This is a genomic window from Arthrobacter sp. Soil763 (assembly GCF_001428365.1).
GTDB lineage: Bacteria > Actinomycetota > Actinomycetes > Actinomycetales > Micrococcaceae > Arthrobacter.
Genome location: NZ_LMSH01000001.1, coordinates 254,183 through 266,431 on the forward strand (window position 1 = coordinate 254,183; position 12,249 = coordinate 266,431).

A 12,249-nucleotide genomic window follows, 5' to 3' on the forward strand; every position below is an offset into this window, starting at 1 on the left:
AGCGCAGGACCGCAATGACTGGCAGCCTCTACCGCGGCCAGGCCGGCCTGCCGTTTTCCTCGACCCTGCGGGCCTATGAGCCGCTAGAGGCTTTTCCGGCCGGGCAGCAGGAGACCCTGCGCGAGGCCGGGGCCCGGTCCGAGTCCCGCGCCGCCGTCGAAAACGCCGAGTTGCTCGCCTCGCTGGGCCGCATCACCCGGCCGGGCGGCGACCCTTTCCCCACCGGGCACACAGACCTGGTCCGGGTGCTGGCGGTCAGCACCTCCGGCAGCGACGGCAGCGGCGACGGCGGCGGGAGCCGCGGCGACGGCGGCAGCCGCCCCGCGCGGCTGCTGTACTGCCCGAGCCAGCTGGTGCTGCGCGCCGGCCTGGCCGCCAACGCCCTGTTGGAGGGGATCCACGGCCCGCTCGCCCAACTTCTCATCCCCGAGGAGCAACGGGACCGGCACCAGGAACGGATCGACCAGGTAAAAGCCCGGGAGGGCGCCGCCCGGGTGCACACCCGCGCCTCGACCTGGGGCATTCCGTTCAGCTGGTTCTGCCTGTTCCAGGAATCGGACCCGACGGACGTGGTGGAGGCGGGTGGCCGGATCGTCACGGTCCGGATTCGGACGACCCTCGCTGCCGCGCTGGAGCGCGTCCGGCACGCCGTCGCGCATCTGGCCCTCGCGGCTCCGGAGCTGGACATGCTCGAGGACCTGACCCAGCTCACCGAATGGCTGGAGCTTTTCCACCCGGACTCAGTGGTGGAACTCGACTACGGCGCGGTGGCGGACAAGGTCTACCCGGACGATTCGCCGCTGGACGTTCGGCTCGGGATCGAATGCCTCGCCGAGGGCGATATGACGGGCGCCGCAGCCGCGTACCGCCGGCTCGCGTCCCGCTGGATTCCGATCCGCCAGCTGGCCCGCGCCTCCTGAGCCGTTAGCCGACCGGCCGCGGGGCCGCCGTCGAGTCCCGGACGATCAGCTGGTGCGGGGCCACCGTGGATCGCACGGACCCGGCCAGCCCGTCGAGTTCATCCAGCAGCATCTTGGTGCCGAGTTCGGCCTGCTCGTCGGGCCGCTGGCCGACGGTGGTGAGCCCGACGGCGGCGGAAAATTCGTGGTCGTCGATGCCGACGACGGAGAGGTCCTCCGGGATCCGCAGCCCCGCCCGCCGGGCCTCGAAGATGACGCCCATGGCCATCTCGTCGGAGGCGCAGAAGATCGCCGTGGGCTTGGACCCGGGCCGGTCCCACAGCCGCCGGAACGCTTCCTGGCCGCTGCGGACGGTGAAGTCCCCCCACTCGTCCCACTCCGGCCGGACCGCCAGCGCGGACTGGGCCATGACGTCCTGGAAGGCCTTGATTCGCACCCGCGGAACGTCGAAGTTCAAGTCCGTTTCGTCGTCGCCGTGCAGCAGCGCGATGTCCGTGTGGCCGAGCCCGATCAGGTGGCGCACCGCGGTGGAGGCCGCCTTGTAGTCGTCGATCCCGATGTAGGCGCAGCCTTCGACGTGCCCGCCAACCACCACGAGCGGGATGTCGATCTTCTGCAGGTGTTCCAGTTCCTCCCGGGTCAGGGCCATGCAGAGGACCAGGAGCGCGTCGATCTGTTTGTAGACCATGGTCTTGCTGAAGAGCCGCTCGCGGTGGCTGCCGTGGCCGCCAAGGTTGAACAGCGAGAGGTTGTACTGGCGGCCGTGCAGCTCGCGGTCCGCCCCTTCGATGGCCTTGGAGAAGAACCAGCGGCTCACGAATGGGGCCAGCACCCCGATGGTGCGGGTGCGGCCGGTGGCCAGGCCCGACGCCGAGGATGACGCCACGTAGCCCAGGGCTGCCGCGATGTCGAGGATCTTCTCCCGGGTGGCGGGAGATACCCTCGGCAGCCCGCGGACGGCCCGGGAGACCGTGGCGGTGGACACGCCCGCGGCGGCCGCGACGTCCTCGATGCTGACGCCGGTGTGGCCGCCGCGCTGCGCCCTGTCAGTTGTCCGTGCCACCGTGTCCCCTTGTCGGCCGGCCGCTCCCGCGCGACCGGCGTGCCGCCCCCACGGCGCCGTCTCTGTCCTATCCTTCGGCCGTCCTCAGCGGCGGCGGGTCCCGGTCCGTCCGGGCAGCCGCCGTCGAAGCCGGATCATGCCGTACAGTGCCAGCAGCGTCACCAGCAGTCCGAGGGCCCAGCCGAGGGCCGGCTGAGCGGTCACCTCCATCCAGACGGTGACCGCCAGCAGGACCACGGCCCAGAAGCCAAGGAAACCGATGATGATGTCGAAGTCCTCGCCCGAGCGCACCCGGCGCTGCGTGCTGCCGACCTCGCCCTGGTTCTCCGCCATCACGTCCCTGCCATCGTCCGACACCTCATCGGCGGGCCGTCACTTGACGGCGCCCGCCGTGAGGCCGGCGACGATCTTGCGCTGGAAGACCAGCACCAGGATCACCAGCGGGATGGTCACGATGGTGCCGGCCGCCATGATCGCCGTGTAGGGGATCTGGTTGGGCTGGGCGCCGGCGAAGCTCGCGATCGCGACGGTGACCGGCTGGGTCGCGTCGGACGAGAGCTGGCTGGCGATCAGGAACTCATTCCAGGAGGAGATGAAGGCCAGGATCGCCGTCGTGAAGATGGCCGGAGCCGCGAGCGGCATGATCACCTTACGGAAGGCTTGGCCCTGCGTGCAGCCGTCCACCCGCGCCGATTCCTCGAGCTCCCACGGCATTTCGCGGAAGAAGGAGGTCATCGTGTAGACGGTCAGCGGCAACACGAACGAGATGTTCGGGATGATCAGGGCCTGGTAGGTGCCCATCCAGCCGATGTTGGTGAACAGCTGGAACAGCGGGGTGATCAGGGCGACGCCCGGGAACATCGAGGCGCCCAGGATGAATCCCAGCACCAGGAACTTGAACCGGAAATTCAGCCGGGCGAGCGCGTAGGCGGCGAACACGCCGATCAGCAGCGACACCACGGTCACCACGACGCCGATGAAGACACTGTTCAGCAGCGCCTGCCCGAAGCGGTTTCCAAACGATGTGTCGAACGCGGTCTTGAAGTTATCCAGCGTGACATGACTCGGCAGGATGGAGGTGTCGTAGGTGAACCCGACGTCGCGGAAGGCGGTCACCACCATCCAGTAGGCGGGGGCGAGGCACCAGATGAGGATCACCAGGGCACTGATGTAGGTCCGGCCCTGGGCCCACTTTTCCCGGTTCTGGGCGACCTTCCGCCCCCGGTCCTGCTGCGCGCGCAGCTCGGTCGCGGCGGTCATTTCTTCCCCTTACTAGCGCCGGTCTGCTGCTCCACCACATTCGCGCCAAGGAAGCGCACGAAGATGAAGGCGACAAGGAAAATGATGATGAACGTGATGGTCGATAGCGCCGCCGCCACGTTGAAGCCCTGTCTGATCTGGTTGATCACCAGGATCGAGAGCGTCGTGGTGTTGTTCGCACCGCCGGTCAGGATGTACGGCAGGTCGAACATGCGCAGCGCGTCCAGGGTGCGGAACAGGATGGCCACCATAAGGGCCGGTTTCACCAGCGGCAGGGTGATCATCCGGAACCGCTGCCACGCCGTGGCGCCGTCGACCTTAGCGGCCTCGTACACCTCGGCGGGGATCATCTGCAGGCCGGCCAGGATCAGCAGCGCCATGAACGGCGTCGTTTTCCAGACGTCGGCGATGATGACCGCCCACTTGGCCGGCCATTCGCTGCCGGTCCACAGAATGGTGGTGTTGAAGAGCTTGTTGGCGATGCCTTCGAAGGCGAAGATGAACAGCCACAGCTTGGCGGTGACGGCGGTGGGGATGGCCCACGGCACCAGCACGGCGGCGCGGACCAGGCTGCGTCCCTTGAAGGTGCGCGCCATGATCATGGCCATCCAGAAGCCGAGCACCGTTTCCAGCGCGACGGTGACAACGGTGAAGAAGAACGTCGTTGCCGTCGCGGACCAGAACTGGGAGCCGAGGGTTCCCGGCGGGCAGGCCACGGTGCCGCCCGCGGGTGAGGCGCATTGCTGGGCGATCCAGTTGATGTAGTTCGTAAAGCCGGCCGGGCCGCCTTCGGTGAAGAACCCGGTTTCCGGATCGACTCCGGCGTCGGCCTGGAAGGACATGACGATCGCGCTGATGATCGGGTAAACGATCACCACGGCCAACGCAATGATGGTGGGGGCCAGCAGCCACGACGCCCACTTGCCCTGCCTGGCGATCACGTTGTCCTCCCCCACCCCCTTGGGTGCGTGGTGGAGCCCGTTCCCGCCCGACGCCGGCTTCTTCACCGGCGTCGGGCCCAATTCGGTTGCCATCGTGGGACTACTTGGACTGGGTCTCGATGGACTTCTGCATGTCGGACAGCGCGGCGTCCACAGGCTTCTCGCCCTTGATCGCCGGGTACGCGTTGTCCTGGATGGCCTTGGTGACGGCCGGGTAGAACGGGGTCACCGGGCGCGGCACGGCGTTCTCGATCGAGGTCTTCAGCACAGGCAGGTACGGCAGCTTGGCGACCAGTTCCTTATCGTCGTAGAGCTTGGTCAGCACCGGAGCAAGCGAGCCCTGGGTGGCGAAGAACTTCTGGGTCTCTTCGGTGGTGAGGAACTTCAGGAAGTCCAGCGCGGTGGCCTTGTTCTTGGAGTAGACGCTCATGCCGGCGCTGTGGCCGCCGAGCGAGGAGGCACCGGGGCCGTCCTTGCCGGGAAGCGGGGCCATGCCGAGGACGTCCTTGACCTTGGACGAGCCTTCAGTGGTGGCCAGGTTGTAGACGTACGGCCAGTTGCGCAGGAACAGGAGTTTGCCGTCCTGGAACGCCTGCCGGGATTCCTCTTCCTTGTAGGTGATGGCTTCCTTGGGGATGTTGCCGTCAGCGTAGGCCTTGACCAGGTTGTTCAGGCCGGCCTTGGCTTCTTCGGTGTTCAGGCTCGGCTTGCCGTCCTTGTCCAGCACCGAACCGCCAAAGGAGTTGATCGCCTCGGAGGCGTTGACCGTGAGGCCCTCATACTTCGAGAACTGGCCGGCGTAGCAGCCGATGTTCTTGGCCTTGGCGATGGAGCACATGCCCATCATTTCGTCCCAGGTCTTGGGGGCCGTGGGGACCAGGTCCTTGCGGTAGTACAGGATGCCGCCGTCGGAGGATTCCGGCGCTGCGTAGAGGGTGCCCTTGTAGGATGCGGCTTCGATCGTCGGCTCCAGCATGCCGGAGGTGTCCAACGCCATCTTGTCCTTGAGCGGCTGCAGCCAGCCCTTGGCGGCGAATTCCGCGGTCCAGACGACGTCGACGCTGACGACGTCGTAGTTGGCGTTCTTGGCCTGGAAGTTCTGGACCAGGTCATCGTGCTGCTGGTCGGCCTGGTCGGTCTGCTCCTTGAACGTGACCTTTTCGTCGGGGTGCGCCTTGTTCCACTTTTCGATCAGCGGCCGGACCACGTTGCTGTTGTCCTTGCCCTGCACGTAGGTGATGGGACCCCGGCCGTCGAGGTTGGCTGCCGCGTCGCCGCCGCCGGCCGCCCCGCCGCCGCCCGAGCTGCTCCCGCCGCCTCCGCACGCTGTGAGGGAGAGGGCCAGGACACCGGCCGCGGCCGCAGGAAGTAGGTACTTACGGTTTTTCATACAGGTGCTCCTCGCTGAGTACCGGCGTGGACCGGTGGTGCAGTTTCTGTGGTGCCAATCACAGTAGCGACACCACCACAGCGAATGCAAGCGTTTACATCACAGCTTTACCCAACGGAGACCCGTCAGCGCCGCCGCGGCGCCCCCGGCGGTCCGCCTGAGGGGCGGCTGCAGACGGGGCGGGACAGGGGATACGCAGGGGGCGGGTGTTTCGGAAAATGTCACCGGGCCGGCGCCGGGTCAGCGGACGCGTTCGGCGCGGCGGAACCTTGACCGCGCCCCGGATCCGAGGTGCAGCAACACCGGCGTGCGCTTGCCCACGACGGCGTCCAGGGCCTCCACAAGGGCCGTCAGTTCCGCGGCGAGGGTGTGCGGAGCGACGCCCTGGCGCGGCTGGATCCGGATCCGCAGGGCCGGTTCGCCCTCGAATTCGTAGGTGGCCACCGTCGCCCCGGCGAGGTCCGGCCGGTCGGCCAGTGCCGCGCGGAGGGCCTGCTCGGCCACCCCGCCGCCGATCCGGACATTTCCGGTCACGGGACCGGCGTCGTCCTCGGCGACCAGGAGGTTGGCCCGGCCCTTCCCCTGCTGCGCCAGCCAGGCCACCATCAGGCCGATGACGAGCAGCAGCAGGACCACCATCACCATCCAGAGCCAGCTCACCGGCTGGCCGGGAATCCGGGTCCGGTCGAACAGGCCGCGCAGGCCGCCCCACAAGTCCGCGGACCAGCCCTGCCACCACCGTCCGACGGCGGGGACGGTGGCCAGCAGGACCAGCAGCGCCCCGATCAGCAGGAGCTTGGCGCCGAGGATGCCAAGCAGGATGCGGTTGAGGATCCGCGGGGTGCCGTTCACGCCCCGATCACCCCCGCGGACGCCAGGTTGACCCGGACCACGGGCAGGGGCGAGGGGGCCATGTCCCGCAGTTCGTCCTCGACGGCCGCCTGGATGTCCGCCGCCTGAAGCGGCACCCCCGAGGTGGGGCGGACGTTCACCTGCACCTCACGCCGGGACACCACGACCATGACCTGCTCCTGGGTGACGTTGGCCGCAAGCCGGGCCCGGCGGGCCAGCGCCGAGGCGATCACCTCGTCGTCGACGACGACGGCGGCGCGCGGGTTCGCGAGCACATGCCGGGCCCGCCGGCCGGGCAGGACGGCGTTGAGGAAGAAGAAGAGCCCGGCGACGAAGACCACGGCGCCGGCGGCGCCGAGCAGGAGCGGCGGCACACCGGCGGGCAGCGCGGTGATCCGCTCCGCGGCGGTCTGCGGATCGATCAGCCACGGCGGCTGGCCGACGGCCCGGACCGCGGTTTCCAGCAGCGCATAGCCGCACAGCCCAATGACCAGGACCGCTGCGATCACGGAGGCGGCCGCGCGGGAGGAGGTGGTTTCCCTGGCCAGGATCCGGTCCAGGCCTGCCCCGCCGGGCCGGCCCGGTGGGGGCGACCCGGCGCCGCCGGCCGGCGTTGCCGTGCCGCTGCGCTCAGCAGTCCGGCTCATCGGACCCTCCCGCCGTCAGTGACGCTGGCCCCGCTGATCCGGATGTCCACCCGGCTCAGCTGCGCGCCGCTCAGTTCCGTCACCCGGCGCAGGATCTGAGCCTTCGCGGCCACGGCACGGTCCCAGATGGGGCCGCCGAGGGCGGCCACCCGGTGCGGATCCCGCAGCACCGAGGTCAGCGAGGGTACGGCGATGGGGGTGACCAGCGACAACGCCAGCAGGCCGCCGTCATCGTTCCAGTCGGCGCGCACGTCCTGCGCGGCCACACCGAGGGCCTCGGCCGCGGCCGCGCGGGCCACGCTGGTGAGAGCCTGGGTGCTGATCCGGTTGTGTCCGGCCAAGGGCCGGACCGCGGGCAGGCTCATGAGGAGGAACGCCGGCCCGTGATGGCGTCCACGACGCTGCGCAGGTCCAGTTTCCCTTCCGCCGCGCGGCCGAGCAGAGCGCCGAGGGCCATGAAGAGCAGGGAGCCCAGGAAGCCCCAGACCCCGAAGGCGAAGGACATAAAGGCCAGGAAAGCGCCGGCGGCCAGGCCGACAACGGTCAGGTTCACTGCAGTGCCTCCCTTGCAGGCCGCGCCTCGACGGCAGCCGCCGGTTTCGGCGGCCCGGGCACGAAGACGTCGTGGATTTCGATGTTGACTTCAATCACCTGCAGGCCAACCAGTTCCTCGACGGCGGCGTAGACGGCGGCCCGGATCTGGTCGGCCAGCGGGTGCAGCGGCGTGCCGTAGAGGGCGACGAGGTCGATGTCCACTGCCACCTGCGTCTCGCCGACCTCGGCGCGCACGCCGGCCGCGTGGTCGGCGCTGCCGACGGCGTCCCGGATTGCTCCCAGGGCCCGGGACGGTCCGGTCCCCAGGGAATAGACACCCGGGACCGCGCGGGCGGCGATGCCGGCGACTTTGGCCACCGCGGCTTCGGAGATGACGGTGCGGCCCGTGGCGGTGCGGCCGGTGGCGGCGCGGGCCACGGGCGGCGGCACCGCCTCCGGTACCGCTGCGGGCTGAGAATCCTGGTACTCCATCTGGCACTCCCCCTTCTCTTTGACTCCACCCTAGTCCCAGGGACCGACGGGGGCGCCAGCCCCGCCGGGAATTCGGCGCGGCCCGAGGCGGGAGCGGCTTACTTGCAGTTCGCTGCAATCCAGCCGGTCACGGGGGCCATAGCCTCCTGGAACTTGCCGCTGGAGTAGACGGTCTGGTCGCTCAGGCCCGCGACGGCAACCCGGTTCAGCTCGGCGAAGTCGGCCTTGATGCTCTCCGGTGCCCGCTCTGCCGTGCGGCTGAGTTCGGCCTTGAGCTGCTCCAGTTCGGCGGTCTTGCCCTGCGCCGCCGACAGCGGCAGCAGGGAGGCGCCGGTGGCCTGCTCCGCAATGGTCTTGCAGGCCTCGGCCGCCGAGGGGAAGCCGCCGTAGGGGCCGGTGGAAGCGGTGGGGGCGGCTTCCGGGGTGGCGGCTGCCGCCGGGGCCGACGACGACGGCAGGGCGGGCGGGGCCGTGGTCCCGGGCGCAGAGCACCCGGCAAGGGCCAGGGCGGCAAGGAGTGCGGTTACGGTCGGTGCTGCGGTCTTCACAATTACTCTTCTGGTCGGGCAGTGCGCCCCGGACCGGCTCAGGGCGGTCCGCGGCAATGGCTTTTTCCCCAGCGTGCGAGTCTAGCCGTGCCTGTCGGCGTGTCCCCAACCCGGCCCCGGAGGGATTGGGGGTGGGGGGAGCGGGAGTCAGTTGATGGCAGCGCACTGTCCGGGCAGCGGGACGGCCTGGGGCATGGGGAGGTAATACGCACAGGTGTAGCGTGACGCGTCCCCGGTCAGGGCCCAGACCGAACCACGGCGGCGGCCGGCGCGGCTGTCGAGGGCGGTCCCGTCGCGGGCGGCCAGGCGGTCGAGGACCGAGGAGATGACATCCTCATGCGTGCAGAGCACGGTCCCGGTGCCACGGGCATCGTCAACGAGCCCCATCGCCCGTTCGAACCGGCCGTCGGACAGATCGCCGGCCACTTCCACCGAGAGGGACGCACGGCGTGCCAGCGGTCCTACGGTGTCGATGCACCGGGCCGCGGGCGCGGAGAGCACCCGGTCTATTTCAAAGAACGACCCCAGGCCTTCAAGGGAGCGGGCCGTCGTCTGTCCTTCATGGGCCAGCGGCCGGGTAATTTCGGAGTGGTCCCACAGGTGCCGCGGCGTGGCAGTGGCCCCGCGGACGAGCAACAGCATCCTGTCCCGGGCCGGCACCGCGCGGATCCCGAGTTCCCGCTCGAGCACCACGCCCAGGGCGAGGATCACGGGTCGTTCGCGTGGTTCGCTCAGGGTCCGCAGGGCCGCCGGGAGACTGAACCAGCGGGCATCGTCCACTTCCGCGTTGGCCGAGAAGGTTCCGCCCTGGGCCTCGGCGGCCCAGTAGCGGACTGTCTTGAGGCGCCGGCGGCGGTCCAGATAGGTCACCTGCGGCAGCTCGGACCCGGCCCGGCAGACGAGGCCCGTCTCCTCGCCCACTTCCCGCAGCGCACACTCCAGGTCCGTCTCGCCCGGTTCGGCCTTTCCCTTGGGAATGGACCAGTCCTGGTGGTTGCGCCGGTGCACCAGCAGGACCTCCAGGGCCCCGTCCCTTCCCACCCGCCAGGGAAGGGCTCCGGAGGTCCGGGGCGTGGCCGGCGCCGTCTCACGGATCACGCCGGGGACAGCCGGCGGCAGGACCGGCCGCCCCGGGGTGCCCTGCAGTCCGTCGAGTCTGCTGTAGAGACCGCCGGCGGCGAGGAGCTGGGAATGGTGGCCGCTTTCGACGATCCGTCCCTTGTCCAGCACGTAGATCCGGTCCGCGCGCCGGAGCGTCGAGAGACGGTGGGCGATGACGATGACCGTCCGCCCGGCCATGAGCCGGTCCATGCCTTCCATCACGTACTGTTCGGAGATGGCGTCCAGGCCGGAGGTGGGTTCATCCAGAATGACGATTGGTGTGTCGCGGACCAGGGCCCGGGCGATCGCGATGCGCTGGCGTTGTCCGCCGGAAAGACTGACTCCCCGCTCGGCGACCGGCGTGTCGTAGCCCAGAGGCAGCCGGTCAACGAACTCATCGACGTGCGCGGCGTGGGCTGCGGCGTAAACCTGTTCCGGGGTGGCGGCATCCGATCCGTAGGCGATGTTGTCGTAGATGGTGCCGTGGAACAGGATGGATTCCTGCAGCACCATCGAGATTTGCCGGCGCACGGTGGCCAGCTGGAGGTCGCGGACGTCCATGCCGTCCAGGAGGACGGCGCCGCCCGTCACGTCGTAGAGCCGCGGGATGAGGCTGACCACCGTCGACTTGCCCGCCCCTGTGGGCCCGGTCAGTGCGATCATCCGGCCCGGCTCCACCCGCAGGTTGATCTTGTGCAGCACCTCGGCGTCGTCGTAGTGGAAGTCGACGTCCCGCAGCTCAACCGCGCCCGCCAGCTGGGGAGCCGGCGGCGCACCGGGGGGATCCGTTATCGCCGGTGCGGTGTTGAGGACGTCCTGGAGCCGCTCGGCGCTGACCTGGCCCCGGCTCATGACCGTCGTCAGCTTGGAGAGTTCCTTCATCGGATCGTAAAGGGCCTTGAGGTAGGCCAGGAAAACCAGCAGCAGGCCCAAGGTCATCGACCCGTCCAGCACCCGCTGGACCCCGGCCCACAGCACCACGACGGTACCGAGTGTGACGATGACATCCACGAGCGGGGACAGGGCGGCCTGGAGCCGGACCAGCCGCAGGCCCGCCGTCATCCGCGCAGCGTTGCGGTCCTGGAAGTCGGCTTCGTGGCGCGCCTCGCTGGAGGAGGACTGCATGACCCGCACCGAGGAGAAGGTCTCGGTCATCGTGGAGGCAATATCGCTGTCCTTTTTGCGCGCGGCCCGGGACGCGGCCTTGATGCGGGGGCGGTACAGCAGCACGGTGGCGAACAGCACCGGTGAGACGGCCAGGGCAATCAGGGCGAAGCCCGGGTCGACGACGATGCAGATCGTCGTGATGAACGCCAGGATGAGGATGTTCGGCACCAGGACCGCCAGCATAGAGATGATCATGGCCCGGACGTAGTCGATGTCCGTCGTCGCCCGCGTTACCAGGTCACCGAGCCTCTGCTTGTCGTGGAAGGACAGCGACAGGCGCTGGAGGTGGGTGAACACCTCGGAGCGGATGGAGGCCATGACCCGCTCGCCGACGCCGTTGAGGAGCCGGGCCCCGAAGTAGTGGGCTGCCGCGTTGGCCACTGTCAGCGCCAACAGGCACGCTATGGCCACCCACAGCAACTGCTGCCGCTCCAGCCCGGCCGCACCGATGGCCCGCAGGAACTCGTTCTGGCCCGCACCGCCCGGGTTCTTGAGCACATCATCGACAATGATCTTCAGCGGCCACGGCAGGGCCACCTGCAAGGCAGCCGCGAGGACCACCAGGGCAGCCCCGGCAGCCAGCGCGACGGCGCGCGGTTTCAGGGCTCGGCGGAACCGCCAAAAAGTCACAAACATCCGGCGCCCCGCCCCGGGACGCCCCCGCGCACAGGGGTGTTCATCTCGAGCAGATCAACGATGTCGGCGATCTCCACAGAGCGTCCTCCCCCTCTACGCAACGGGTCCGCTCAATGTCTACCCCGTGCGCCGTCGCCTGTCTAGGACACTGCGGCCCGTTCATCGCCAGCAACTGAAAGGTATGTCCACCTGCCGGCGCCGGCCCGCCGTTCGACGAGGTGCCGGTGCAGCTGAGAGGGCTTCGCTGAGCAGGGACGGGTTTAAAACGAAAAACCCCGCCGTTCCCGTGTAAAAACTGGGAACTGCGGGGTTTTCTAGCTGGTGGCTCCGACCGGCGTCGATCCGGTGACCTTTCGATTTTCAGTCGAACGCTCTACCAACTGAGCTACAGAGCCTAGGTGACATGTCACCATGACGGCCGGAATTTCTTCTGGCAATCAGAGCGACCCTGACGGGACTTGAACCCGCGACCTCCGCCGTGACAGGGCGGCGCGCTAACCAACTGCGCTACAGGGCCTTGCTTGTACTGCTTTCTTGCTTCCGCAGTATCGCTACCGCGTTTTTTCAAGGTCTTTAGCCTACCAGACTTTTTTAGCCGGTTTGACCAGTTTCCTTGCGTACCCCCAACGGGATTCGAACCCGTGCCGCCGCCGTGAAAGGGCGGTGTCCTAGGCCGCTAGACGATGGGGGCCAGGACT

13 protein-coding genes and 3 tRNA genes are annotated in these 12,249 nt (G+C 68.8%); 1 reads left to right on the forward strand and 15 read right to left on the reverse strand.

From position 1 onward, the window contains the following. Positions 1 to 14: 14 nt before the first annotated feature. Positions 15 to 920 carry a hypothetical protein gene (locus ASG71_RS01145; protein WP_056736265.1) on the forward strand — a complete coding sequence of 302 codons (906 nt, stop codon included), beginning with the start codon at positions 15 to 17 and terminating at the stop codon, positions 918 to 920. A gap of 4 nt (positions 921 to 924) precedes the next feature. On the opposite strand, the gene ASG71_RS01150 is transcribed toward ASG71_RS01145, so the two are convergent. The 15 genes from ASG71_RS01150 to ASG71_RS01220 form a co-directional block, all read right to left on the reverse strand. Continuing rightward, positions 925 to 1,983, reverse strand: coding sequence for a LacI family DNA-binding transcriptional regulator (locus ASG71_RS01150; protein WP_056736267.1), 1,059 nt, complete (start codon positions 1,981 to 1,983; stop codon positions 925 to 927). Positions 1,984 to 2,067: 84 nt separating this feature from the next. Then, a complete protein-coding gene (locus tag ASG71_RS01155; protein WP_056736269.1) occupies positions 2,068 to 2,316 on the reverse strand; it encodes a hypothetical protein in 249 nt (82 codons plus the stop codon). A gap of 39 nt (positions 2,317 to 2,355) precedes the next feature. Further along, on the reverse strand, positions 2,356 to 3,243 hold the full coding sequence (locus ASG71_RS01160) for a carbohydrate ABC transporter permease (protein WP_056736271.1): 888 nt from the start codon (positions 3,241 to 3,243) through the stop codon (positions 2,356 to 2,358). Next, a complete protein-coding gene (locus ASG71_RS01165) occupies positions 3,240 to 4,277 on the reverse strand; it encodes a carbohydrate ABC transporter permease (protein WP_056736272.1) in 1,038 nt (345 codons plus the stop codon). Before ASG71_RS01165 ends, ASG71_RS01160 begins: the two co-directional genes overlap by 4 nt. A gap of 7 nt (positions 4,278 to 4,284) precedes the next feature. Further along, positions 4,285 to 5,574, reverse strand: a complete 1,290-nt coding sequence (locus ASG71_RS01170; protein ID WP_056736274.1) for an ABC transporter substrate-binding protein — start codon at positions 5,572 to 5,574, stop codon at positions 4,285 to 4,287. A 240-nt stretch (positions 5,575 to 5,814) separates the two neighbouring features. Then, positions 5,815 to 6,426 (reverse strand): hypothetical protein, encoded by a 612-nt coding sequence (locus tag ASG71_RS01175; RefSeq protein ID WP_056736276.1) that lies wholly within the window; start codon positions 6,424 to 6,426, stop codon positions 5,815 to 5,817. Next, positions 6,423 to 7,073 carry a DUF6286 domain-containing protein gene (locus tag ASG71_RS01180; protein WP_056736277.1) on the reverse strand — a complete coding sequence of 217 codons (651 nt, stop codon included), beginning with the start codon at positions 7,071 to 7,073 and terminating at the stop codon, positions 6,423 to 6,425. Before ASG71_RS01180 ends, ASG71_RS01175 begins: the two co-directional genes overlap by 4 nt. Continuing rightward, positions 7,070 to 7,438 carry a hypothetical protein gene (locus ASG71_RS01185; protein WP_056736279.1) on the reverse strand — a complete coding sequence of 123 codons (369 nt, stop codon included), beginning with the start codon at positions 7,436 to 7,438 and terminating at the stop codon, positions 7,070 to 7,072. The genes ASG71_RS01180 and ASG71_RS01185 overlap by 4 nt, the downstream gene beginning before the upstream one ends. Beyond that, positions 7,435 to 7,626: a hypothetical protein gene (locus tag ASG71_RS01190; RefSeq protein WP_056736281.1), complete on the reverse strand. Its 192-nt coding sequence runs from the start codon at positions 7,624 to 7,626 to the stop codon at positions 7,435 to 7,437. Before ASG71_RS01190 ends, ASG71_RS01185 begins: the two co-directional genes overlap by 4 nt. Next, the gene (locus tag ASG71_RS01195) at positions 7,623 to 8,099 is read right to left on the reverse strand and encodes an Asp23/Gls24 family envelope stress response protein (RefSeq protein WP_056736283.1); all 477 of its coding nucleotides are present in this window, start codon (positions 8,097 to 8,099) and stop codon (positions 7,623 to 7,625) included. Before ASG71_RS01195 ends, ASG71_RS01190 begins: the two co-directional genes overlap by 4 nt. 98 nt (positions 8,100 to 8,197) lie before the next feature. After that, positions 8,198 to 8,647: a hypothetical protein gene (locus ASG71_RS01200; RefSeq protein ID WP_157366141.1), complete on the reverse strand. Its 450-nt coding sequence runs from the start codon at positions 8,645 to 8,647 to the stop codon at positions 8,198 to 8,200. Positions 8,648 to 8,794: 147 nt separating this feature from the next. Continuing rightward, on the reverse strand, positions 8,795 to 11,545 hold the full coding sequence (locus tag ASG71_RS01205) for an ABC transporter transmembrane domain-containing protein (RefSeq protein ID WP_056736286.1): 2,751 nt from the start codon (positions 11,543 to 11,545) through the stop codon (positions 8,795 to 8,797). A 325-nt stretch (positions 11,546 to 11,870) separates the two neighbouring features. Next, positions 11,871 to 11,946, reverse strand: a tRNA-Phe gene (locus ASG71_RS01210). Positions 11,947 to 11,994: 48 nt separating this feature from the next. After that, a tRNA-Asp gene (locus ASG71_RS01215) sits at positions 11,995 to 12,068 on the reverse strand. A 101-nt stretch (positions 12,069 to 12,169) separates the two neighbouring features. After that, positions 12,170 to 12,242, reverse strand: a tRNA-Glu gene (locus ASG71_RS01220). Between the last annotated feature and the right edge of the window lie 7 nt (positions 12,243 to 12,249).